Source organism: Variovorax sp. SG517, from assembly GCF_013376045.1.
Classification (GTDB): Bacteria; Pseudomonadota; Gammaproteobacteria; order Burkholderiales; family Burkholderiaceae_C; genus Variovorax.
Map to the genome: position 1 here is coordinate 43,845 of NZ_JABMJG010000009.1, position 22,228 is coordinate 66,072.

The window sequence follows — 22,228 nt, forward strand, 5'->3', positions numbered from 1 at the left end:
ATGCTGCCCGTCGACGAGATACGCCTTCACTTCAACCCGGCCTCGCTGGTGCTGCTCAACGTGGTGCTGGGCTTCCTGATGTTCGGCATCGCGCTGGACACGCGCATCGAAGACTTCAAGCGCGTGGCGCGCATGCCCGGCGCGATGGCCGTGGGCATCGGCGCGCAGTTCATCGTGCTGCCGGCGGTGACCTACGTGCTCACGCTGATCCTCAAGCCTGGGCCGAGCATCGCGCTGGGCATGATCCTGGTGGCCTGCTGCCCGCCGGGGAACATCTCGCAGATCCTCACGCACCGCGCGGGCGGCAACGTGGCGCTGTCGGTGTCGATGACGGCGATCTCGAACGCGATCTCCATCGTGGTGATGCCGCTGAACTTTGCGTTCTGGGGCGGGCTGCATCCGACGGCCTCGGCGCTGCTGAAGACCATTGCGCTCGATCCGCTGGACATGCTGGGGCACATCGTGGCGATCATCGGCATTCCCTTCGTGCTGGGCGTGGCCTGTGCGCACAGGCTGCCGACGCTCACGGCGCGCATCAAGAAGCCGGTGGGCGTGCTGAGCTTCGTCGCGCTGATCGTGTTCATCGTCGGCGCCATCGCGGGCAACTGGCGCTTCTTCCTCGACTACGTGGGGCTGGTGCTGCTGGCGGTGGTGATCCACGACGCGCTGGCCTTCAGCACCGGCTACCTGTGTGCGCGGCTCTCGGGGCTGGGCGACTACGACCGGCGCGCCGTGTCCATCGAGGTGGGCATCCGCAATTCGGGGCTCGGGCTGGTGCTGATCTTCAGCTTCTTCGGCGGGCTCGGCGGCATGGCCGTGGTGGCGGGCGTGTGGGGCTTCTGGGACATCATCGCGGGCCTTGCGCTGGCGAGCTGGTGGGGGCGCAAGCCCGCGAAGCCATGAGCGGCGAAGGAATCGTCGCGCGCTGCGTGCTGGTGACCGGGGCCGACGGCTTCCTGGGTCGCAGCCTGCTCGCCGCGCTGGCGCAGCAGGGCAGGCTGGAAGCGCTGGTCGCGGTCGACGTGCGCGAGGTGCCGCCGGACCGGCGGCTCATGGGCGTGGCCTACCGGCAGCTGGACGTGCGCGACTCGCGCATCGCCGAAGCCATCGCCGACCATGCGATAGACACCGTGGTGCATCTCGCTTCCATCGTCACGCCGGGCAAGGACTCGAACCGCGCCTTCGAGCATTCGGTGGACGTGGGCGGCACGCGCAATGTGCTCGAAGCCTGCGTGGCGAACGGCGTGCGGCACATCGTGGTGTCGTCCAGCGGCGCGGCCTACGGCTACCACGCGGACAACCCGGCGTGGATCACCGAGTCGCAGCCGCTGCGCGGCAACGCCGTGTTCGCCTACGCCGACCACAAGCGGCAGGTGGAGGAGATGCTCGCCGACTATCGCGAGCGGCATCCGTCGCTGGCGCAGACGGTGCTGCGCATCGGCACCATCCTGGGCGAGCGGGTGGACAACCAGATCACGGCGCTGTTCGAGAAGAAGCGGCTCATCGCCATCCGAGGCAGCGCGAGCCCCTTCGTGTTCGTGTGGGACGAGGACGTGACAGGCGCCATCGCCCATGCGCTCGGCGGCGCGTCGCCCGGCTGCTACAACCTCGCGGGCGACGGCGCGCTGAGCATCCACGAGATCGCCTCGCGGCTCGGCAAGCGAGCGGTCGACTGGCCGGCCGGCGTTCTGAAGGCGGCGCTGGCGGCGGGCTCGGCGCTGGGCGTGAGCCGCTACGGGCCGGAGCAGCTCGACTTCCTGCGCTACCGGCCGGTGCTGCTCAACACCGCGCTGAAAGAGCGCTTCGGCTATGTGCCGCGCAAGACCAGCAGCGAGGCCTTCGACGCCTTCGTGGCGGCGCGGGCGCGGCTGGGGCGGCCGGTCACTGCTTCGTCCTGACCTCGTCGGGCGGCGGCGCGACCAGGTAGTCGAGCATGCGCCGCGCGTTGAGCGGCAGGTCTTCCGACGAGCGCACGCAGGCCATCAGCGTGCGCTCGGCCCAGGCGTCGGCGAGCGAGGCGCGCGCGATCTTCATCGAGCGGGCGCAGCGCTCGGCGGCGGTCTGCGGGACGATGCCGACGCCGATGCCGTACTCGACCATGCGGCACACCGCCTCGAAGTTGCGCACGCGCACGCGGTAGGCCAGGTGCTTGCCCAGGGCGCGCACGTGCTGGGTGATGAGCTGCTGGAGCGCGCTGTCGGCGGGCAGGCCGACGAATTCGCTGTCGACCACCTCGGCCAGCCTCAGGCGCCGTCGGCTGGCCAGTGCATGGCCGCGCGGCATCACCAGCACCAGGTCGTCGCGGCGGAAGGGATGGCATTCGAGGCCCTCGCTGTCGATGGCGTCGGAGACGATGCCGATGTCGCACAGGCCGGCGCGCAGGGCTTCCACGGTGTCGGGGCTGGCGCGCTCTTCCAGGTCGACCGAGATGCGCGGATGCTCCGCCAGGAAGCGGCTCAGCACCTCGGGCAGGTGCTCGGTCAGCGCCGAGGTGCCGCACATGAAGCGCACATGGCCCTTGAGGCCCTGGCCGTACTCGCCGAGCTCGCCGCGCAGGCGCTCCATCTGCTGCAGCACGACGCGCGCATGGTGCAGCAGCGTGCGGCCGGCCTCGGTGGGGCGCACGCCCTGCGCGTGGCGGGTGAGCAGGGGGCTGCCCAGGGCGTCTTCCATGCCGCGCACGCGCTGGCTGGCGGAGGCCAGCGTCATGTGCGAACGCCCCGCGCCGGCAGTGAGGCTGCCGGCCTCGACGACATGGATGAAGAGCCGCAGGTCGGTGAGGTCGAATCGCATGATCCGGCGGAGTGTGCACCAGGAGCCTCAGCCGCAGACTGAGGCCCGCTTCGCGAATGCCGCATTTGCGGCGGCGGGCTTCGTCGGCAGAGTCGGCCTCCGATGACGCATCCGATCGACGCAACTGCTTTCTGGGCCGCCGCCACGGCCGTGTACCTGCTGGCCGGGGTGATCAAGGGCGTGGTCGGCCTCGGGCTGCCGACGGTGTCGATGGCGCTGCTCGCGCTGTGGATGTCGCCGGCCCAGGCCGCCGCGCTGCTGATCGTGCCCTCGCTGGTCACCAACATCTGGCAGACCGGGCCGCGCGCGACCTTCATGCCCGTGCTGCGGCGCATCGGCGGCATGCAGGTGGGCGTGGTGATCGGCACGCTGGCCGGGGCGCTGTGGCTGGGCGTGCCGGCCGGTGCCTGGGCCTCGTTCGCGCTCGGGGTGGCGCTGATCGTCTATGCGCTCTGGGGGCTGACCGGGCGACAGTTGCATGTGAGCGACGCGCAGGCGCGCTGGGTGGGGCCGCTGGTGGGCGTGGCCACCGGCCTGGTGACGGCCGTGACGGGCGTGTTCGCGGTGCCTGCGGTGCCTTACCTGCAGGCGCTGGGCTTCCAGCGCGATTCGCTGATCCAGGCGATGGGGATCTCGTTCACCACCTCGACGGTGGTGCTGGCCATCGGGCTGGCCGTGAACGGGGGATATCCGGTGTCGGCGATCGGAGGTTCGGTCGCGATGCTGGCGCCGGCCATCGGCGGCATGGTGCTGGGGACCTGGCTGCGCAAGCGGCTGTCGGTGGAGGTGTTCCGGCGCTGCTTCCTGGTCGGGCTGGCGCTGCTGGGCCTGTACATGGCCGTGCGGGCGGCCGCGGGGTGACGATGGTGGCTCAGGCCGCCAGCAGCAGGGCCGAACGTACGCGCTCGATGGTCTGGCGGTAGGGCAGGGCGAAGTCGTCGATCGGGTCGTTGGCGTCGAGCCAGCTGAAGAGGAAGACCAGTCCTTCTTCCTCGGGGCTGCCCGTGGCCGTGTGCGTGAAGCTCTCGGGCAGGGCGCTCTCGGCGCGCATCAGGAACAGGTGCCACAGCTGCGGGTGGCGGTGCGTGTTGCCTTCGATGCCGGCCTCGCATTCGCGGTTCAGCGTGCCCAGCGACTGCAGTTCGCCGGCGTAGTCGATGCCCGATTCCTCGAGCAGCTCGCGGCGCACCGCCACCTCGGGCGACTCGCCGGGCTCGATGGTGCCCTTGGGCAGCTGCATGTTGCCGTCCTCGGGATGGCGGAACACCAGCAGCCGGCCCCTTGCGTCGACCAGGCAGGCGCAGGCCTTGGGGATGGTGACGCTGGGGCTGCCGGCGTTCATGCTCAGGCGCCCGTCAGAGCGGCCTTGACCGCTGCGCTGACCTGACTCATGTCGGCCTTGCCGGCCAGGCGGGTCTTGACCACGCCCATCACCTTGCCCATGTCGCCCGGGCCCTTGGCGCCCAGCTCGGCCACGATGGCCTTCACTTCGGCGGCGACTTCCTCGGCGCCCATGCGCTGGGGCAGGTAGACCTCCAGCACCTTGATCTCGGCGGCTTCCTTGTCGGCGAGGTCGGTGCGGCCGCCGGTGGTGAAGGCGGCGATCGAGTCCTTGCGCTGCTTGACCATCTTGTCGACGATGGCCACGACCATGGTGTCGTCGAGCTCCACGCGCTCGTCGACTTCCTTTTGCTTCATCGCGGCCAGCAGCAGGCGGATGGTGGCCAGGCGCTCGGAGTCCTTGGCGCGCATCGCCGTCTTCATGTCTTCGGTGATCTGTTCTTTGATAGTCATTCGGCAACCTTTCGGAAAAAACAAAAGCCGCGGCAGGTTTCCCTGGCGCGGCTGAGGCAACGGAGCGGCGGTGCTGACTTTCGTCTGGCGCCTGCCACCCGGGGCGTTGCTTAGTACAGCTTCTTGGGCAGCTGCATGCTGCGCACGCGCTTGTAGTGGCGCTTGACCGCGGCTGCCTTCTTGCGCTTGCGCTCGGCGGTCGGCTTTTCGTAGAACTCGCGGGCGCGCAGGTCGGTCAGCAGGCCGAGCTTTTCGATGGTGCGCTTGAAACGGCGCAGGGCGACGTCGAAGGGCTCGTTTTCTTTAACGCGGATGGTGGTCATTGATGAATCGTTGAAATGGATTTGGCCTGGAGAGATCGAGGCCCCAAGCCGGGGTTCCTCAACTGAAATCTTTTGCGGCCGTTGAGGTAAGGCCAAGAGTTAGCCCATGAGTATAGCACTCCCCCAGGCGGAAATGGCACTCCCCCAGGCTGCGCGCACTTCGTGTCGCTTCGCCGACCCCCTCGCCGGGGGCGACACCTGAAGCCCGGCAAAGCCGGTTCCTCGGTGTCTCTGAAGGGGGCGAGAAGGTCAGAGGGCCTGGGCGCACGCATGTGCGCTTGCCCAGGCCCACTGGAAGTTGTATCCGCCCAGCCAGCCGGTCACGTCGACCACTTCGCCGATGAAGTACAGGCCCGGCTGCTTCGATTCCATCGTCTGGGACGACAGGTCGCGGGTGTCGACGCCGCCGGCCGTGACCTCGGCCTTCTTGTAGCCCTCGGTGCCGCTGGGAATGATCTGCCAGCGGGAAATGCGCTCCGACAGGGCCGCCAGAGCCTTGTCGGCGGCCTCGTTGACCGGCCGCTGCAGGGCTGGGTCCTGTCCGACCCAGGCGTCCGCCAGCCGGGAGGGCACCAGGGCGGCCAGTTCGTTGGCGATGCGTTTCTTCGACCGCAGCTTGGCCTCGCCCAATGCCTCGGCCACGTTCACGCCGGGGGCGAAATCGAGCGTCAGCGGCGCGCCGGGCTTCCAGTAGCTCGAGATCTGCAGCACCGCCGGGCCCGACAGGCCCCGGTGGGTGAAGAGCAGGTCTTCGAGGAAGGCCATCTTTTCCTTCTTGGCGCCGGTCTCGATGCGCACCGGCAGCGCCAGCCCGGCCAGTTCGGCGTACGGCGCCCAGGCCTCGCCGCCGAAGGTCAGGGGCACCAGCGCGGGCCGCGGCGCCACCATCCGCAGGCCGAACTGCTCGGCGACGCGGTAGCCGAAGTCGCTGGCGCCGATCTGGGGGATCGACAGGCCGCCTGTGGCGACCACAATTTTCGGCGTTTCGATGGGGCCCCGGCTGCTCTCGATTCGATAGCTGCCAGCGCTCTTGCCGTCTGCATTGCCGGCGGAAAACGTGATCTCGCCGATCCTGCACGGCTGCCAGCGCTCGACCCCGCCCGCCGCGCATTCGGCCAACAGCATGTCGACGATCTGCTGCGAGGAGCCGTCGCAGAAGAGCTGGCCCTTGTGCTTCTCGTGAAAGGCGATGCCGTGCTTTTGCACCAGCTCGATGAACTGCTGCGGCGCATAGCGCGACAGCGCCGAGCGGCAGAAATTCGGGTTGTCGCCGATGAAGTGCCGCTGCGGTGCGCGCACGTCCAGGTCGCGGTTGGTGAAGTTGGCGCGCCCGCCGCCGGAGATGCGGATCTTCTCGCCCACCTTCTCGCTGTGGTCCACCACCAGCACCTTCAGCCCGCGCTGGCCCGCCACGCCGGCGCAGAAGAGCCCGGCGGCGCCGGCGCCGATCACGACAGCGTCGAATTTCGCCGCGCTCAAGGGCCGTCTGCCGCCAGGATCGGCGGCGGGTTGTATTTCAGGTGGCCGACGTAGCGCAGCGGCTGCGTGGCGGCGATGGAGGGCACGTCGCCCTCGCGCATGTGGAGCAGGTCGGCCGGGCTCACCCAGCGCGGGTCGGCATTGGTGATCGGCATGCCTACCTGGCGATACGCTTCCAGCACGAACTGGGAGCAGAAGAACTGGTCGTCGCGGCTCGCGCCCAGCTGCACCATGGCCAGGCCGCTCATGCAGTAGTGGCTGACGGCGGTGGGCACCAGCGGCAGCTCGCACAGGCGGCGGTTCAGCACGAAGGGCGCGTTCAGCAGCACGCCCACGGTGTTGTAGCTGGTGCCGACCTGAGACAGCGCCCATTCGCGCAGGCGCGCGGCGCCGGCGTCGTCCACGCCCGGCACGCGGAAGGCCACGACCATCTGTTCCTCATCGACCACTTCGGCGAGCGGCCGCGCGCGCACGCCCGTGCCCACGGCCTCTGCGATCTGGCCGTCGCCCAGGTACAGCACCGCGTGGCTCACCGGCGAGAAGGTGCCCAGCCGGATGCCGAAGGAGTTCACCGTGGCGATGGAGGTCAGCAGGATGTCGCCCGGCGCCAGCGCGTCGGCGGCGATGAGCTCGCCGCCGTTGCCCGGCGCGATAACCGAGCTCTGCACGCGAAGGCGCAGGCCGGCATCCTTGGTGGGCAGGTCGAGGCGCGTGGCGCAGGCCGCGAGAAGCAGGGCGGCGCCCGCGGCAGCGATGGCCGCGGCGGCCCGGAAAGCGATGCGCATCAGCCCTTCCAGACGAACGGGAACTTCAGCTGCTTGAAGAAGCCGTTGGGCACGTAGTCGCCCAGCACGCCGTACTTCTCGGGCCAGAGCTTGGTGCTCTTCACGGCGGTGCCGAAGATGTAGTCGAGGAAGGCGTAGTGCGCCGCGTAGTTCTTATCCAAGGCTTCCTGGTCCTGGCTGTGGTGCCAGTGGTGGAAGTTGGGCGTCACGATCAGGTAGCGCAGCGGGCCCAGCCGCACGCTCACGTTGCAGTGGTTGAATACCGCCTGGAAGCCCACCACCACGATGTAGGCGTCGATCACGTCCTTGCTGAAGCCCAGCACGTAGATGGGCGCCAGCACCAGGGTGCGCGTGATCAGCAGCTCCAGGATGTGCTGGCGCGAGCCGGCCATCCAGTCCATGCTCTTCACGCTGTGGTGCACCGCGTGCAGGCGCCACAGCACCGGCACCTCGTGGTAGGCGCGATGCGTCCAGTACTGCACCAGGTCGGCCACCAGGATGATCAGCAGCAGCCCGGCCCAGAAGGGCAGGTTGCTCACCCAGCCCCGGATGCCGTCGTTGGCCGCCCAGCCGAAGAGCTTGTGCACCATCAGGTTGGTGGCCAGCAGCACGAAGCCCACGATCATGTGGTTCACCACGAAATGGTGGAAGTCGGTCTGCCACTCCTCGCGGAACACCGGCTGGTCTTTTCGCAGCGCGAACAGCTTCTCGATGAAGATGAAGATCAGCGAGGAGCCCAGCAGGTCGAGGATGAACCAGTCGAGCCCGATGTAGGGCGTGTTGTCCGCGAAGTCGTGCACCGGCACCTTGTGCCCGCCCAGCAGGGCCGAGGCCGCCACCAGCAGGAACGCGGCCGACGAAAGCCAGCGCGAGCGGTTGAAGATGATGTTGACCAGCGAGAGCCCGCCCGAGATGACCAGCGCCGTCAGCAGGATGATGCGCATCACGTCGACGTTGTAGCTCTTGCGCAACTCCGGCGTCGTGAGGTACTGCGGGAAGTGGAAGGCCAGCACGCCCAGGAAGCACAGGATGGCCAGGCTCAGCGCGATGGTCCCGGTGACCAGCCCCTTGCCGCGACGCAGCTCGCCGTGGCTTTCCGTGAATTCGTTGAGTTTTTCGAGCATTTCCGCCTCTCTCGCTTGTGTTTTTGTCGGGGCGCGATTTTAGAGGGGGCTGCCGGAAAACGCTTACCTTCTGCGGATGGAGCGCCGCCGCAGCAGTGCACCCGCACCCAGCGCCACAGCCATCACCAGCAGCGACACCACCGTCGTCACCGTCCCCAGCGCATAGATCGAAGGCGTGGTCACCGTCGACGTCAGCCCCTGCAGTTCGAGCGGCAGCGTGTTCACGTCGCCGATGGCCTGCGAGGTGCGGGCGATCTCGTCCCACGACAGCGTGAAGCCGAACATGCCGATGCCCACGATCGACGGGCCAATGAGCGGCAGCACCACGAAGCGGAAGGTCTGCCAGGGCGTGGCGCCCAGGTCGCGCGCGGCTTCCTCGTAGGCGGGGTTGAAGCGGTTGAACACCGCGAACATGATGAGCAGTCCGAAAGGCAGCGTCCACGTCAGGTGCGCGCCCAGCGCTGAGCTGAACAGGCCCAGCGCGGTGCCGTAGCCTTCGAGCAGCGAGGTGGCGTCCATCGCCGTCAGCACGCTCTTGATGCCGGTGTCGATCAGCCGGAACTGCAGGCCGATGCCCAGCGAAATGATGATCGACGGCATGATGAGGCTCGCGACCGTCACGAAGAAGAGGGCGTTGCTGCCCGCGAGCTTCTTGCGGAACGCGAGGCCGGCGAGCACCGACAGCACCACGGTGAACCCCATCACCACCGCGCCCAGCGCCAGCGAGCGCCTGAAGGCCGCGCCGATGTCGACCGTGCCCAGCCCTTCGGCCAGCTTGTGGAACCAGTGCAGCGACACTCCGCGCAGCGGAAAGGTCAGCCCGCCTTCGGGCCCCTGGAAGCTCAGCACGAAGATGGTGATCATCGGGCCGTAGAGGAACAGCACGAAAAGCCCGAACACGGTGGCCAGCGGCCAGAAGCCGGGGGCGCGATGGGCGCCGATGGGTGTCTGCATCTCAGAGCTCCTTGCGGATGTCGACCATCCGGGTCAGGCCCCAGATGATCATCAGCACCACGGCCAGCAGGATCATGGCGTTGGCTGCCGCCAGCGGGAACTGCAGGTACGAGGTCTGCACCTGGATGATCTTGCCGATCGAGGCGATCTGCTGCCCGCCCATCACGCCGATGGTGACGAAGTCGCCCATCACGATGGTGATGACGAAGATCGAGCCGATGAGGATGCCGGTGCGCGACAGCGGCACCACCACGTTCCACAACGTCTGCCAGCCCGAGGCGCCGGCGTCGCTGGCCGCTTCGAGCAGCGAACGGTCGATGCGCATCATGCTGTTGAAGATCGGCACGATCATGAACATCGTGTACAGGTGCACGAAGGCCAGCACCACCGAGAAGTCGGAGAACAGCAGCCATTCGACCGGCTGGTTCACGAGGCCCATGCCCATGAGCGCCTGGTTGACCAGCCCGTTGCGCCCCAGCAGCGGCACCCAGGAGATCATGCGGATCACGTTCGATGTCCAGAACGGCACCGTGCACAGCACGAACAGCACCGTCTGCATGGTCGACGAGCGCACGTGGAAGGCCAGGAAGTACGCTACCGAGAAACCGATCACCAGCGTGATGCCCCACACCAGCAGGCAGAACTTGAAGGTGCTCAGGTAGGTGTTCAGCGTGACGCAGAGATCGCCGTTGTCGGTGAGCCGCGAGCAGCCCTCGAACAGGCTCAGGTAGTTGCGCAGCGTGACCGCCGGTATCAGCTCGTACTCGTTGAAGTTCCACAGGCTGACCATCGCGACCAGCCCCAGCGGAATCAGGAAGAACAGCAGGAACACCAGCGCGAACGGCGCCGCCTGCCACCAGGCCTTCACGGCGTGAACGGGAGCTGTGGCGGCATGGCCGGACGCGATGGGAGTACTCATAGGTTATGTCCAAGGGCGAGCGAAGCGATGCCCGTTCGCGGGACACCGCGGAACCGGCTTTGCCGGGCCGCAGGTGTCGCCCCCTTACAGGGGGGTGGCGAAGCGAAGCGCAGCCTGGGGGTCGAGTTCGTGGACCGCCGTCAGGCGGCCACGAACTCGTTCCACTTCCTCACCATGTATTCGTTCTCGTCCATCACCGCGTTCCAGCACGCGATGCCGCCCATGCGCTGCTCGTAGCTGCCGCCGTCGCGCACCGAGCCGGCCTTGGCGATCACGTCGCCCTGCGGGCTCTTGATGTCCTGCGCGGCGGGCTTGCCTTCCATCCAGTAGGCCCACTCGTAGGCTTCCATCTTGGTCTTGGCGGTGTCGAGCACGGCGCTGTAGTAGCCCTGGCGGTTGAGGTAGGCGCCGGCCCAGCCGTCGAGGAACCAGTTGATGAATTCATAAGCGCCGTCGAGCTTCTTGCCCGAGAGCGTGGCCGGCAGGCCGAAGCCCGAGGCCCAGGCGCGATAGCCTTCCTTGAGCGGCTGGAAGGTGCAGTCGATGCCTTTGCTGCGCACGGCCGTGACCGCGGGCGACCACATCGACTGGATCACCACCTCGCCCGAGGACATCAGGTTCACCGATTCGTTGAAGTCCTTCCACAGCGCGCGGAACTGGCCGGCCTTCTTGGCCTCGATCAGGGTCTTGATCGTCAGGTCGATCTCGGCCTTGGTCATGTTGCCCTTGTCGGCGTACTTGTGGATGCCCTTGGCCTCCACCACCATCGCGGCGTCCATGATGCCGATCGAGGGAATGTTCAGGATCGCGGCCTTGCCCTTGAACTCAGGGTTCAGCAGCTCGGCCCACGAGCCGATGGGGCGCTTGATGAGGTCGGGGCGGATGCCCAGCGTGTCGGCGTTGTAGGTGGTCGGGATCAGCGACATGTACTGCGTGGCCGACTTGGCGAAGGCCTTGCTCTTCTCGCCTTCGAGGTAGATCACCTTCACCGGCGCCGTGCCCTGGTCGCCCACCTTCTTGCCGGCCACTTCGCCCTTGGTGAAGAGCGAGGTGATCTTGCCGGCGTTCTTCACGCGCTTGGTGTCGATGCCCTTCAAGTTGCCCGTGGGCACGATCTTCTTGAGCGAGAAGAACTCGGTGTCGATCAGGTCGAAGCTGTTGGGCGCGGTGACGGCGCGCTTGGTCACGTCGTCGGTGGTCACGGCCACGTACTGGATCTCGATGCCGGTGTCGGCCTTGAACTTCTCGGCGATCGCCTTGTCCTGGTTCACCGCGGTGCCCAGATAGCGCAGCACGACCTTCTCCTGCGCATGCACGAAGGGTGCGATGCCCGTGGCCAGGATGCCGGCGGTGCCTTGCAGCAGGGTGCGGCGCTTGAGGCCGTTGTTGTCGATGGAATCGGTCATGGGCAGGGTCTCCATTGAAGAAAGAAAAAGGAAGGTGAAGGGAAACGAACGCGGAGAAAAGCGGGAGGCGCGGGCGCTCAGAAGGGAACGGCGAGCACGGCGGTGTCGTCCTGCCGGGCGGCTTCGGCACCGGTGGGTGCCGGTGCCCGCTCGCTCGGCGGCTTGACGCCGGGGCCGAGCACGCGCGCGTCGGCTTCGGCCCAAGAGAGGTGCACCGCCTCGCCGTGCGCATAGGGGCGCGCGAGGAAAGCGGCTTCGCTGAGCAGCACCGAAACGTTCTGGCGTCCGGCGGCGGCACCATCGAGCGCCAGCCCGAGCAGGACGTAGGTGCCCTGGTACTCGACGTCGGTGACAGTGGCTGCGAGGGCTCCATCCGTTGCTGCCTGCGTGGCGGCTGCGATCCGCATGCGGTCGTTGCGCACCGCGATCGGCCCGGCGGGCGTGTCGAACACGTTGTGGCCGCCCATGAATCGCGCCACGAATTCGCTCGCCGGATGGTTGTAGACCGCGTGCGGCGAGCCGACCTGCTCGATCACGCCGTGGTTCATGACCACCATGGTGTCGGCCAGCGCCATCGCCTCTTCCTGCGAGTGCGTGACGTGGATGAAGGTCAGGCCCAGCTCCTTCTGCCAGCGCCGCAGTTCGGCGCGCATCTGGATGCGCAGGAAGGGGTCGAGGGCGGAAAGCGGTTCGTCGAGCAGCAGCACTCGCGGCTCGGTGATGAGCGCACGCGCCAGCGCCACGCGCTGCTGCTGGCCGCCGGAAAGCTCACCCGGCTTGCGCGCGGCAAGGTGGCCCATCGCGACGCGCTCGAGCAGGTCGTTCGCGCGCTTGTGGCGCTCGGCCTTGCCCACGCCCTTCATCTTGAGGCTGAAGGCCACGTTGTCGGTGGCAGAAAGGTGCGGGAAGAGCGCGAAGCTCTGGAACATCATCGCCGTGCCGCGCGCAGCGGCGGGCAGGTTCGTGATGTTGCGGTTGTCCAGCAGGATGTCGCCGCTGCTGACCGACTCGTGCCCCGCGATCATGCGCAGGGTCGTGCTCTTGCCGCAGCCCGAGGGCCCCAGCAGGCAGCAATAGCTGCCGCTGGCGATGCGCAGGTCTATCCGGTCGACGGCGGCTGGCGTACCCGGGGCGTAGCGCTTGGTGAGAGCGACGATCTCGACGGCGGCGGGTTCAGGCGTGGCGGCTGCATTCATTGCCCATCGCTGAGCACGATCCATGCCACGTTGTGGTGCGCGGCGCCCGCGCCGCTTGCACTGGCGCCGCCCTGGTCAGGTGCGGTTCAGGTGCCGAACCTGGTCGCGCCCACCGCTGTCTCGGCCGCTGCCAGCCCGCGCAGCACGTCGCCCACCACGATCACCGCCGGGCTCGCGATGCCCGCTTCGGCGATGCCGTCCTGAAGCCTGCCCAGCGTGGTCGCGATGTGCTTCTGGTGCGGCAGGCTCGCGTGCTGGATGACCGCCACCGGCGTCTCGGCCGGCAGGCCGTGCAGCAGCTCGCGCTCGATGTGCGCCGCACCCGACACGCCCATGTAGATCACCAGCGTGAGGCGCGCGTTGTAAGCCGTCGCGGCCAGCGCGCGCCAGTCGGTCGGGTCTTCGGCGGCGCCGGCGCCGGTCTTGGCGTGGCCGGTGACGAACACCACGCCCTGTGCATGGTCGCGGTGCGTGAGCGGCACGCCCAGCGTGGTCACGGCCGCGAGGCCCGCGGTGATGCCGTTGACCACAGCGCATTCGATGCCGGCCTCGCGCAGGTGCTCTACCTCCTCGCCGCCGCGGCCGAAGATGAACGGGTCGCCGCCCTTGAGGCGCACCACCGTCTCGCCCTCGCGCACGGCGGTGATCATCAGCCGCTCGATGAAGGCCTGCGGCGTGCTCTTGCAGCCGCCGCGCTTGCCCACGTGCACGATGCGCGCGCCGGGCCGGGCGTAGGCCTGCACGATCTGGTCGTTCACGAGGTCGTCGACCAGCAGCACCGTGGCCGCCTGGATCGCCTTCACGGCCTTGATGGTCAGCAGTTCCGGGTCGCCGGGGCCTGCGCCCACCAGCGTGCAGCGGCCGGCGATGAGGGAGGTGGGGTTGTCGTTGTTCATGCGTGGGATGCCAATGCCAGTTGCGTGATGTGCCTGACCTGCGTCGCGATGGCCTCCGGCACGGGAAGCTCGCCGTCCAGCACGCGGCGCGTGTAGCCGGCGGTGGTGGCGACGTCGATTTCCTTCGGCAGTCCCGGCACTTCGGATGCGGTGCCGGCCTGCTGCGACTGCAGCTCGGTGCGCACGCCGCGCACGAAGCCGTCGATCTGCGCGGTGCGGCGCGGGTCCGACACCACTTCGCCTTCGAGGCCGCGCGAGAGCAGGGCGGTCATGCCCGTCAGCTCGAAGGTCTCGGCCATGACGCGGGCGTACTCGGGATGCGTGTAGCTGGCGACCACGAGGCTCGGGCCGGCGGTGGGCTGCATCAGCTTCACCACGCTGTGGCCCGGGTTGCGCAGGCCGACCACGCGGCGCACGTCGAGCAGGCGCTTGAGCGCGGGGTTCAGAAGTTCGGTGGGCGCGAAGGCCGCCTCGCCATTGGCGACGGGGCGGATGGCCGTCATCGGCGCATGTCCCAGCGCCGCGAGCACGTTCGACGCCAGCACGCGCGATGTTTCGCTGGCGCTGCCGTGCACCAGCACCGGCAGGCCCTCGCGCGCCAGCAGCAGTGCCAGCAGCGGCGTGAGCACCGGCAGCTTGCGCGCGCCGTTGTAGCTGGGCAGCACGATCAGCGGGCGGTCGCCGGCAGGGATCATCTGGAGCCGCGCATGGGTGGCATCGAGGAAGCCGGCCATCTCCTCGGGCGTTTCGCCCTTGATGCGCATGGCCAGGCAGAAGCCGCCGATCTCGAGGTCAGTCACGGTGCCGTCCAGCACCTGGCCGAACAGGTCGGTGGCCTGCTCGCGCGTGAGCGGCTTGGCGCCCCGCGCGCCACGGCCGATTTCCTTGATGTATTGGCTGATTCCCATGGGTAGGGGGATTGTCCTGCAACGCTTATGCCGGAATGTGAGTCGGCTTATGCATGGGTTTTGCCCCTTCCCCCGCTGGGGGAAGGCCGGGATGGGGGCAAGCGGCGCCGGCATGGTGGCGCTGTCGTGCCCCCACCCCAGCCCTCCCCCAGAGGGGGAGGGAGCAGGTTGTGGGCGCATCACGACAGCGCCTCCGCCTCGACCGGCGTCGCCCGCACCATCCGCTTGAGCTCTGGAATGCACGAGCCGCAGTTGGTGCCGCACTTCAGCGCCCCCTGCAGCTTGGCCAGCCGTTCGTCCGGCGTGCCGGCGCAGCGCGCCAGCTCGGTCTGTATCGCCGCATCGGCCACGCTGAAACAGGTGCACACCGTCTTGCCGCGCGACTGCACCGCCACCGGCGCCTTCGAGCCCGGCGACAGCAGCAGGCGGCCGTAGCTCTGGGCGGGCAGTTCCTCGCGCAGCAGGGTGGCGATCCAAGCCTCGGCGCTGGTGTCGCCGCCCAGCAGAAAGGCTTCGAGGCCGGCGCTGCCGTCGGCACGGCGCACCAGCCGGGCCGAGCGGCGCTGGCCGCGGCGGCGGTCTGCGTAGCGCAGCGCGTCGGCGGCCTGAAGGCCCAGCAGCGTCTCGATCTTCTCGATCAGCGCGTCGTCGGGCGCGTCGTGCGCGGCGGCGCGGAAAAGGATGCCCGTGCGCTCGGTGCCCTGCGTGTTGCCGGAAAACGGCACGCAGGTCGCGAAAGGAAACAGCGCCATCGCCTGCTGCAGCGCGCGATGCGCCGCCAGCGCCTCGCCATCGGGCAGCCAGGCCATGGCCAGCAGCGACCACGGCAGCTCGGCCTTGAGGATCTTCACCGCCGCGTGCTTCAGCTCCGGCTGCTTCGAGGTAGGGCAGAAGGCCGGCGTGGTGATCGCGTTGATGCCCGCCAGCCGCGTGCCGTTCGAGGAGACGCCGCTCAGGTATTCCTCGCCCCAGTGCATGGCGACGAAGGCCTGGCTCAGCCCCACCTCGGCGCTGGCCCGAGCGGGCAGCATGATCGAGCCTCGCTTCGAGGTCAGGTGCACCAGGTCGCCTTCGCCGATCTGGCGGCGCGCCATGTCCTGCGCATTCATCTGCACCACGGGCTCGGGCACGTGGCCGAACAGGCGCCCGGCCGTGCCGGTGCGGCTCATGCCGTGCCACTGGTCGCGCAGGCGGCCGGTGTTCAGCGAGAAGGGGTGGCGGGCTTCGCGCGCCTCGGCCACGGGCTTGTAGACGGTGTCGACGAAGCGGGCGCGGCCGTCTGGCGTGGGAAACACGCCGTCTTCATAGAGGCGCGCGCGGCCTGTGTCTTCGCCTTCCTTCAGCGGCCATTGCTGTGGGCCGGCGCTCTCCAGCATCGCGTAGCTCAGGCCGGTGATGTCGAGGTCGCGCCCGCGCGTGGATTCGCGGTGTTCGTTCCAGACCGACTCGGCCGTCTCGTACGGGAACAGCGTGAAGGTGCGGCCCAGCTGCCGTTCGAGCCGGCGGGCGAAGGCCACCGCGATCGACCAGTCGTTGCGTGCCTCGCCCGGCGCCGGCACTGCCGCGCGCACGCGCGAGATGCGGCGCTCGCTGTTGGTCACGGTGCCTTCCTTCTCGCCCCAGGTGGTCGCGGGCAGCAGCAGGTCGGCGAAGGCGCAGGTGGCGGTGGTGGCGAAGGCTTCCTGCACCACCACGAACTCGGCGCGCTCCAGAGCGCGCCGCACCGTGGCCTGGTCGGGCATGGACTGCGCCGGGTTGGTGCAGGCGATCCAGAGCGCGCGGATCTCGCCGTCGGCTGCCGCCTGGAACATCTCCACGGCCGTCTTGCCCGGCTTCTCCGGCACGGAGGGCACGCCCCAGAGCGCGGCCACCTCGGCGCGATGGTCGGGGTTGGCCAGGTCGCGATGGGCGCTCAGCAGGTTGGCGAGGCCGCCCACCTCGCGACCGCCCATCGCATTGGGCTGGCCGGTCAGCGAGAAGGGCCCGGCGCCGGCGCGGCCGATCTGGCCGGTGGCCAGGTGCAGGTTGATGAGCGCGGCGTTCTTCGCCGTGCCGCTGGAAGACTGGTTCAGCCCCTGGCAGTACAGGCTCAGCGTGGCGGGGGAGGTGGCGAACAGGCGTGCTGCCTCCAGCAGGTCGTCCTTGGAAATGCCGCATACCTGCGCCACCTTGTCGGGCGTGCATTCGCGCACCGTGGCCTTCAGCGCATCGAAGCCGCTGGTGTGCGCGGCGATGTACTTCGCATCGGTCCAGCCCTCCCACAGCATCAGGTGCAGCATGCCGTTGAACAGCATCACGTCGGTGCCGGGCTGGATGGGCAGGAACAGGTCGGCGATCTCGACCGTGTCGGTGCGGCGCGGATCGGCCACCACGATCTTCAGCGCCGGGTTGGCCGCCTTCGCGTCCTCGATGCGGCGGAAAAGAATCGGGTGCGCCCAGGCCGTGTTGCTGCCCACGATGAAGAGGCAGTGCGCGTCCTTCAGGTCGTCGTAGCAGGCCGGCGGCGCATCGGCGCCCAGCGTCTGCTTGTAGCCGGCCACCGCGCTGCTCATGCACAGGCGCGAGTTGGTGTCGATGTTGTTGGTGCCGATCAAACCCTTGGCGAGCTTGTTGAAGACGTAGTAGTCCTCCGTCAGCAGCTGGCCCGACACGTAGAAGCCGACCGCGTCGGGGCCGTGGTCACGGATCACCTGCGCGAACTTGCCGGCGGCGTTGTCCAGCGCGGTGTCCCAGGCGACGACCGAGGGCGCTTCGCCGCGCACGAGGCGCTGCATGGGCTGCAGCAGCCGCGTCTGGCGCGTGACCGTGGCGCTGGCCGTGAGGTGCAGCGTCGAGCCCTTGGTGCACAGCCGCCCGAAGTTGGCCGGGTGCTCCGGGTCGCCACGCACGCCGGTGATCTCGTCGCCGCTCGACTCGATGATCACCCCGCAGCCGACGCCGCAGTACGGGCAGGTGGACCGGGTCTCCCGCGTCATGGGTTATTCCAGCGGAAGAACGGACAGCACCGCGAAAGGCTTCGGGCCCGCGCTCGGGCGCTCCAGGTCGATGGCGTGCGTGGCCAGCTCGGCCGCGTCGAGATGCACCACGCCGTCTTCCACCTTCACGGCGAACTTCGGCGTGCAGCCCTCGTCGGGCGCCTTGGCGCAGCCGTCGTCCAGCCCGATGGCCCAGTTGTGCAGCGGGCAGGCCACGCTGGTGCCGAACACGATGCCCTGGCTCAGCGGGCCGCCCTTGTGCGGGCAGCGGTCGAGCAGCGCGAACACCTGGTTCTCGGAATTGCGGAACACGGCCACGTCCAGCCCGGCCGGGCGCGTCACGCGGCGCGCGCCGAGCACGGGGATGTCGTCGATGCGGCAGATCACTTTCCAGTCGCTCATGGTGGGACTCTTCTTTCTCTCGTTCTGTGTTCCGGTTCAGGCGGCTGCGGTCAGCGGCGTGAACTGCCGCACGTCGACCGACGCCTGCGCCGACTCGAACCACGGATCGGGCTCGCCGTCGAGCGCGAACTGCAGGCGCTCCCACAGCGCCTTGCGGCCCTCGGCGTCGTCCAGGATCTTCTTTTTCACGTAGTCCAGGCCCACGCGGCCGATGTAGTGCACCGTGCGCTCCAGGTACCAGCCTTCCTCGCGGTACAGCTGCAGGAAGGCGCCCGAGTACTCCATCACCTCGGCGGCTGTCTTCACCTTCACCAGGAACTGCGCCACCTCGGTCTTGATGCCGCCGTTGCCGCCCACGTAGAGCTCCCAGCCGGAATCGACGCCGATCACGCCCACGTCCTTGATGCCGGCTTCGGCGCAGTTGCGCGGGCAACCCGACACCGCCAGCTTGACCTTGTGCGGCGAATACATGGCCCACAGCGCGCGCTCCAGGTCTTTGCCCATCTGCGTGCTGTCCTGCGTGCCGAAGCGGCACCACTCGCTGCCCACGCAGGTCTTCACCGTGCGCAGCGACTTGGCGTAGGCAAAGCCGCTGGGCATGCCGATGTCCTTCCACACGCCTTCCAGGTCTTCCTTCTTCACGCCCAGCAGGTCGATGCGCTGGCCGCCCGTGACCTTGACGGTCGGGATCTTGTACTTGTCGGCCGCGTCCGCAATGCGGCGCAGCTCGTCGGGCGTGGTGTGGCCGCCCCACATGCGCGGGATGACCGAATAGGTGCCGTCCTTCTGGATGTTGGCGTGGCTGCGTTCGTTGATGAAGCGGCTCTGCGGATCGTCCTTCGCCTCCTTGGGCCAGGTGCTGATCAGGTAGTAGTTGACGGCCGGGCGGCAGGTGGCGCAGCCATTGGGCGTGCGCCAGCCGAGGTTGCGGTAGACCTCGTCGTGCGTCAGGTAGTGCTCCTTGCGGATCGCGTCGCGCACGTCCTGGTGGTTCGCGTCGGTGCAGCCGCACACGGCCTTCTTCTTGGGCGTGGCGGAGTAGTCGCCGCCCGCGGTGAACATCAGGATCTGCTCGACCAGCCCGGTGCACGAGCCGCAGCTCGCGCTGGCCTTGGTGTGCTTCTTCACCTCGTCGAGCGTGAACAGGCCCTTTTCCTTGATGGCCTTGCAGATGGTGCCCTTGTTTACGCCGTTGCAGCCGCACACCTCGGCGTCGTCGGGCATGCTCGCGGCCTTGTTGTGGCCTTCATGGCCGGTGTCGCCGATGTTCGATTCCCCGAACATCAGCTTGTCGCGGATGTCGTGCACGCTGCGGCCGTCGCGCAGCAGCTTGAAGTACCAGCTGCCGTCCACCGTGTCGCCGTAGAGGCAGGCGCCCACCAGCTTGTCGTCCTTGATGACCAGCTTCTTGTAGACGCCGCCGAAGGGGTCGCTCATGACGATCTCCTCCGTGCCTTCGCCGCCCATGAACTCGCCGGCCGAGAACAGGTCGATGCCCGTCACCTTCAGCTTGGTGGAAGTGAGCGAACCCAGGTAGCGGCCGATGCCGAACTGCGCCAGGTGGTTGGCCGCCACCTTGGCCTGCTCGAAGAGCGGCGCCACCAGCCCGTAGGCGATGCCGCGGTGCGCCGCGCATTCGCCCACCGAGTAGATGCGCGCATCGGTCACGGTCTGCATGGTGTCGGTGACGACGATGCCGCGGTTGCAGTGCAGCCGCATCTTCTCGGCCAGCTCCACGTTGGGGCGGATGCCCACGGCCATCACCACCAGGTCGGCGACGGTCTCGGTGCCGTCCTTGAAGCGGATGGCCTTGACACGGCCGTCCTCTCCACCCACCAGCTCCTGCGTCTGCGCGCCCATCATGAACTTCAGGCCGCGGTCTTCCAGCGACTTCTGCAGCAGCTTGCCCGCCACGTCGTCGAGCTGGCGTTCCATCAGCCAGGGCATGACGTGCACCACGGTCACGTTCATGCCGCGCAGCATCAGGCCGTTGGCGGCTTCCAGGCCCAGCAGGCCGCCGCCGATGACCACCGCGTTCTTGTGCGTGCGCGCGGTCTCGATCATGTAGTCGGTGTCGGCGATGTCGCGGTAGGCGATCACGCCCTTCAGGTCCTTGCCGGGCACCGGCAGCATGAAGGGGTTGGAGCCGGTGCACATCAGCAGGCGGTCGTAGGCGGCCTCGGTGACGCCACCTTCCGAATCCACGGCGCGCACGATGCGCTTGACGCGGTCGACCTCCACCACCTTCTTGCCGGCGTGCAGCGTAATGTTGTTCTCCGAATACCACTCCCAGCTGTTGAGCACGATCTCGTCGATGGTCTGCTCGCCCGCGAGCACCGGCGACAGCAGGATGCGGTTGTAGTTGGGATGCGGCTCCGCGCCGAAGACGGTGATGTCGTACAGGTCGGGCGCGATCTTCAGCAGCTCCTCGAGCGTGCGCACGCCGGCCATGCCGTTGCCGACCATCACGAGTTTCATTTTCTTCATGGGGCTGGACCTTTCAGGGAAATCAAGCGGACTTGCGCCCGCGGCGCGCGTTCAGAATCGCGCCATGAGCTTTGAAGTGGACATCGGCTACAGCAGCCGGCGCGGACCGCGCGAGGTGAACGAGGACTTCGCCGGCGCGGTGCATGCGCCGCCGGGCGACGAGGCACGCGGGCTCATCGCGGCCATTGCCGACGGCGTGTCCAGCGGAGGCCGGGGCCGCGAAGCGGCGCAGACCACGGTGATGGGGCTTCTGGCCGACTACTTCGCCACGCCCGCCACCTGGGAGCCGACCGCCGCGCTCGACCGGCTGGTCGCCGCGCAGAACGGCTGGCTGGCCGACCACAACCGCCGCCGCCAGAGCAGGCGCAGCGAGGAGGGCGGCACGGCCCTCACCACGCTCACCGCACTGGTGCTTCATGGCCAGAGCTACACGCTGGCCCACGTCGGCGACACCCGCGCCTGGCGCGTGCGCGCCGGCGGCGAAGCGGCCGTGCCGCTCACGCAGGACCATGCCTTCGACCATCCCGACATGCGCAGCCGCCTGACGCGCGCCATCGGCCTCGACGACCAGGTGCGTGTCGACTACGTGCAGGGCGACGTTCGCGTGGGTGACTGCTTCGTGCTCACTTCCGACGGCGTGCACGGCGTGCTCAAGCCGCAGCAGGTGGCTGCGCTGGCGCTGCGGGGCGACGACGCCGAGGCTGCCAGCGAGGCGCTGGTGCATGCCGCGCTCGACGCCGGTACGCGCGACAACGCGACCGCGCTGGTCATCCGCGTGTTGGGTTTGGACGCCCGGCAGCTCGACGACGAACTCGGCGACGGCCGCAGGCTCGCTCCGCCGCCCGCGCTGAAAGTGGGCGAGGTGCTCGACGGCTACGCGATCACTGCGCTTGTGGCCGACACCGGCGTGCATCTGCTCTACCAGGCGCGTCATCCGGTCACGCGCGAGCTGGTCGCGCTGAAGACGCTGCATCCCTCGCGCGCCGGCGATCCGCAGGAGCGCGCGATGCTGGCGCACGAGGCCTGGCTGGGGCTGCGCGTGGGCGGCAGCGGCTTCGTCCGCGTGCATGAACGCGCCGAGAACGCGAGCGCGCTCTACATCGTTTTCGACTGGCACGGCGGGCGCACGCTGGAGCAACTGCGCAAGGCCAATCCGCGCGGCGCGGTGGCCGATGTGGTGGCCGCCGGCATCGAACTGAGCCGCGCGCTCGGCCGGCTGCATCGGCAAGGCGTGATCCACCGCGACATCAAGCCCGGCAACCTGCACCTGGGCGACGACGGCCGCTGGCGCATCCTCGACCTGGGCGTGGCGCTGTCCGGCAGGGAGGGCGCGGCCCAGCGCGAGCTGCATGCGGGCACGCCCAGCTACATCAATCCCGAGCAGTGGGAGGAGGGCGGCACCGCCAATGCGGGCAGCGACCTGTTCGCCCTCGGCGTCACGCTCTACCAGTGGCTCACCGGCCATCTGCCCTACGGCGAGATCGAGCCCTACCAGGTGGCGCGCTACCGCCGCGACCCGGTCGCGCTTTCGCGGCTGCGGCCCGACCTGCCGATCTGGCTCGACCACCTGGTGCGCAAGGCCGTCGCGCGCGATCCGCGCGAGCGTTTCGAGACCGCCGAGGAACTGCTGCTCGCGCTCGAACGCGGTGCATCGCGCCCCGTGAACGCACCCGCCGCCACGCCGCTGATCCGCCGCGATCCGCTCGTGCTCTACCAGCTGGCGCTGGGCGTGTCGGTGCTGTTCAACCTCCTGTTGATCGTGTGGCTGCTTTTTCTGCCGCATTGAG

General features: G+C 68.5%; 20 protein-coding genes. 4 read left to right on the forward strand and 16 right to left on the reverse strand.

The window, feature by feature from the left end; all coding sequences use genetic code 11:
* Positions 1-903 (forward strand): bile acid:sodium symporter family protein, encoded by a 903-nt coding sequence (locus FHT32_RS25215; RefSeq protein WP_176667334.1) that lies wholly within the window; start codon positions 1-3, stop codon positions 901-903.
* Entirely contained in the window at positions 900-1,898 is a 999-nt protein-coding gene (locus tag FHT32_RS25220) for an SDR family oxidoreductase (RefSeq protein WP_176667335.1), read from the forward strand. Before FHT32_RS25215 ends, FHT32_RS25220 begins: the two co-directional genes overlap by 4 nt.
* Here the strand turns inward: FHT32_RS25220 and FHT32_RS25225 are convergent.
* The gene (locus FHT32_RS25225; RefSeq protein ID WP_176667336.1) at positions 1,882-2,793 is read right to left on the reverse strand and encodes a LysR family transcriptional regulator; all 912 of its coding nucleotides are present in this window, start codon (positions 2,791-2,793) and stop codon (positions 1,882-1,884) included. The two genes, FHT32_RS25220 and FHT32_RS25225, sit on opposite strands and share 17 nt — an antisense overlap.
* A gap of 102 nt (positions 2,794-2,895) precedes the next feature.
* Here FHT32_RS25225 and FHT32_RS25230 point away from each other — a divergent pair, with 102 nt between their 5' ends.
* Positions 2,896-3,654, forward strand: coding sequence for a sulfite exporter TauE/SafE family protein (locus tag FHT32_RS25230; protein WP_176667337.1), 759 nt, complete (start codon positions 2,896-2,898; stop codon positions 3,652-3,654).
* A gap of 10 nt (positions 3,655-3,664) precedes the next feature.
* Here FHT32_RS25230 and FHT32_RS25235 read toward each other — a convergent pair whose 3' ends face one another.
* The 15 genes from FHT32_RS25235 to nirB form a co-directional block, all read right to left on the reverse strand.
* On the reverse strand, positions 3,665-4,135 hold the full coding sequence (locus FHT32_RS25235; protein ID WP_176667338.1) for an NUDIX domain-containing protein: 471 nt from the start codon (positions 4,133-4,135) through the stop codon (positions 3,665-3,667).
* A gap of 2 nt (positions 4,136-4,137) precedes the next feature.
* On the reverse strand, positions 4,138-4,587 hold the full coding sequence (locus FHT32_RS25240; protein ID WP_176667339.1) for a GatB/YqeY domain-containing protein: 450 nt from the start codon (positions 4,585-4,587) through the stop codon (positions 4,138-4,140).
* Between the two features lie 110 nt (positions 4,588-4,697).
* Positions 4,698-4,910 (reverse strand): 30S ribosomal protein S21, encoded by a 213-nt coding sequence (gene rpsU / locus FHT32_RS25245; RefSeq protein ID WP_007833691.1) that lies wholly within the window; start codon positions 4,908-4,910, stop codon positions 4,698-4,700.
* 249 nt (positions 4,911-5,159) lie between these two features.
* Entirely contained in the window at positions 5,160-6,389 is a 1,230-nt protein-coding gene (locus FHT32_RS25250; RefSeq protein WP_176667340.1) for an NAD(P)/FAD-dependent oxidoreductase, read from the reverse strand.
* Positions 6,386-7,174 (reverse strand): YaeF family permuted papain-like enzyme, encoded by a 789-nt coding sequence (locus FHT32_RS25255; protein WP_176667341.1) that lies wholly within the window; start codon positions 7,172-7,174, stop codon positions 6,386-6,388. The genes FHT32_RS25250 and FHT32_RS25255 overlap by 4 nt, the downstream gene beginning before the upstream one ends.
* Positions 7,174-8,298, reverse strand: coding sequence for a sterol desaturase family protein (locus tag FHT32_RS25260; RefSeq protein ID WP_176667342.1), 1,125 nt, complete (start codon positions 8,296-8,298; stop codon positions 7,174-7,176). Before FHT32_RS25260 ends, FHT32_RS25255 begins: the two co-directional genes overlap by 1 nt.
* A 63-nt stretch (positions 8,299-8,361) precedes the next feature.
* The gene (locus FHT32_RS25265; RefSeq protein WP_176667343.1) at positions 8,362-9,252 is read right to left on the reverse strand and encodes an ABC transporter permease; all 891 of its coding nucleotides are present in this window, start codon (positions 9,250-9,252) and stop codon (positions 8,362-8,364) included.
* A 1-nt stretch (position 9,253) separates the two neighbouring features.
* Positions 9,254-10,171, reverse strand: coding sequence for an ABC transporter permease (locus FHT32_RS25270; RefSeq protein ID WP_176667344.1), 918 nt, complete (start codon positions 10,169-10,171; stop codon positions 9,254-9,256).
* 140 nt (positions 10,172-10,311) lie between these two features.
* Positions 10,312-11,577, reverse strand: coding sequence for a PotD/PotF family extracellular solute-binding protein (locus tag FHT32_RS25275; protein ID WP_176667345.1), 1,266 nt, complete (start codon positions 11,575-11,577; stop codon positions 10,312-10,314).
* 77 nt (positions 11,578-11,654) lie between these two features.
* Positions 11,655-12,773 carry an ABC transporter ATP-binding protein gene (locus FHT32_RS25280; RefSeq protein ID WP_176667346.1) on the reverse strand — a complete coding sequence of 373 codons (1,119 nt, stop codon included), beginning with the start codon at positions 12,771-12,773 and terminating at the stop codon, positions 11,655-11,657.
* A gap of 86 nt (positions 12,774-12,859) precedes the next feature.
* Positions 12,860-13,669: a uroporphyrinogen-III C-methyltransferase gene (gene cobA, locus FHT32_RS25285; RefSeq protein WP_176667347.1), complete on the reverse strand. Its 810-nt coding sequence runs from the start codon at positions 13,667-13,669 to the stop codon at positions 12,860-12,862.
* A complete protein-coding gene (gene ybiB, locus FHT32_RS25290; RefSeq protein WP_176667348.1) occupies positions 13,666-14,577 on the reverse strand; it encodes a DNA-binding protein YbiB in 912 nt (303 codons plus the stop codon). Before ybiB ends, cobA begins: the two co-directional genes overlap by 4 nt.
* A gap of 179 nt (positions 14,578-14,756) precedes the next feature.
* Entirely contained in the window at positions 14,757-17,552 is a 2,796-nt protein-coding gene (locus FHT32_RS25295) for a nitrate reductase (RefSeq protein ID WP_176667349.1), read from the reverse strand.
* 3 nt (positions 17,553-17,555) lie between these two features.
* Positions 17,556-17,954: a nitrite reductase small subunit NirD gene (gene nirD, locus FHT32_RS25300; protein ID WP_176667350.1), complete on the reverse strand. Its 399-nt coding sequence runs from the start codon at positions 17,952-17,954 to the stop codon at positions 17,556-17,558.
* A 36-nt stretch (positions 17,955-17,990) separates the two neighbouring features.
* A complete protein-coding gene (gene nirB / locus FHT32_RS25305; RefSeq protein ID WP_176667351.1) occupies positions 17,991-20,441 on the reverse strand; it encodes a nitrite reductase large subunit NirB in 2,451 nt (816 codons plus the stop codon).
* A 64-nt stretch (positions 20,442-20,505) separates the two neighbouring features.
* Here nirB and FHT32_RS25310 point away from each other — a divergent pair, with 64 nt between their 5' ends.
* Positions 20,506-22,227, forward strand: coding sequence for a bifunctional protein-serine/threonine kinase/phosphatase (locus FHT32_RS25310; protein WP_176667352.1), 1,722 nt, complete (start codon positions 20,506-20,508; stop codon positions 22,225-22,227).
* The last annotated feature ends 1 nt before the right edge of the window (position 22,228 follow it).

What these genes read in the sequence shown, in the direction of transcription:
- FHT32_RS25295 (WP_176667349.1), bottom strand. Translation starts at nt 17,552, where the DNA reads ATGACGCGGGAGACCCGGTCCACCTGCCCGTACTGCGGCGTCGGCTGC.
- FHT32_RS25275 (WP_176667345.1), bottom strand. Translation starts at nt 11,577, where the DNA reads ATGACCGATTCCATCGACAACAACGGCCTCAAGCGCCGCACCCTGCTG.
- nirD (WP_176667350.1), bottom strand. Translation starts at nt 17,954, where the DNA reads ATGAGCGACTGGAAAGTGATCTGCCGCATCGACGACATCCCCGTGCTC.
- FHT32_RS25215 (WP_176667334.1), top strand. Translation starts at nt 1, where the DNA reads ATGCTGCCCGTCGACGAGATACGCCTTCACTTCAACCCGGCCTCGCTG.
- FHT32_RS25255 (WP_176667341.1), bottom strand. Translation starts at nt 7,174, where the DNA reads ATGCGCATCGCTTTCCGGGCCGCCGCGGCCATCGCTGCCGCGGGCGCC.
- rpsU (WP_007833691.1), bottom strand. Translation starts at nt 4,910, where the DNA reads ATGACCACCATCCGCGTTAAAGAAAACGAGCCCTTCGACGTCGCCCTG.
- FHT32_RS25310 (WP_176667352.1), top strand. Translation starts at nt 20,506, where the DNA reads ATGAGCTTTGAAGTGGACATCGGCTACAGCAGCCGGCGCGGACCGCGC.
- FHT32_RS25270 (WP_176667344.1), bottom strand. Translation starts at nt 10,171, where the DNA reads ATGAGTACTCCCATCGCGTCCGGCCATGCCGCCACAGCTCCCGTTCAC.
- cobA (WP_176667347.1), bottom strand. Translation starts at nt 13,669, where the DNA reads ATGAACAACGACAACCCCACCTCCCTCATCGCCGGCCGCTGCACGCTG.
- FHT32_RS25230 (WP_176667337.1), top strand. Translation starts at nt 2,896, where the DNA reads ATGACGCATCCGATCGACGCAACTGCTTTCTGGGCCGCCGCCACGGCC.
- ybiB (WP_176667348.1), bottom strand. Translation starts at nt 14,577, where the DNA reads ATGGGAATCAGCCAATACATCAAGGAAATCGGCCGTGGCGCGCGGGGC.
- FHT32_RS25265 (WP_176667343.1), bottom strand. Translation starts at nt 9,252, where the DNA reads ATGCAGACACCCATCGGCGCCCATCGCGCCCCCGGCTTCTGGCCGCTG.
- FHT32_RS25225 (WP_176667336.1), bottom strand. Translation starts at nt 2,793, where the DNA reads ATGCGATTCGACCTCACCGACCTGCGGCTCTTCATCCATGTCGTCGAG.
- FHT32_RS25220 (WP_176667335.1), top strand. Translation starts at nt 900, where the DNA reads ATGAGCGGCGAAGGAATCGTCGCGCGCTGCGTGCTGGTGACCGGGGCC.
- nirB (WP_176667351.1), bottom strand. Translation starts at nt 20,441, where the DNA reads ATGAAGAAAATGAAACTCGTGATGGTCGGCAACGGCATGGCCGGCGTG.
- FHT32_RS25240 (WP_176667339.1), bottom strand. Translation starts at nt 4,587, where the DNA reads ATGACTATCAAAGAACAGATCACCGAAGACATGAAGACGGCGATGCGC.
- FHT32_RS25280 (WP_176667346.1), bottom strand. Translation starts at nt 12,773, where the DNA reads ATGAATGCAGCCGCCACGCCTGAACCCGCCGCCGTCGAGATCGTCGCT.
- FHT32_RS25260 (WP_176667342.1), bottom strand. Translation starts at nt 8,298, where the DNA reads ATGCTCGAAAAACTCAACGAATTCACGGAAAGCCACGGCGAGCTGCGT.
- FHT32_RS25235 (WP_176667338.1), bottom strand. Translation starts at nt 4,135, where the DNA reads ATGAACGCCGGCAGCCCCAGCGTCACCATCCCCAAGGCCTGCGCCTGC.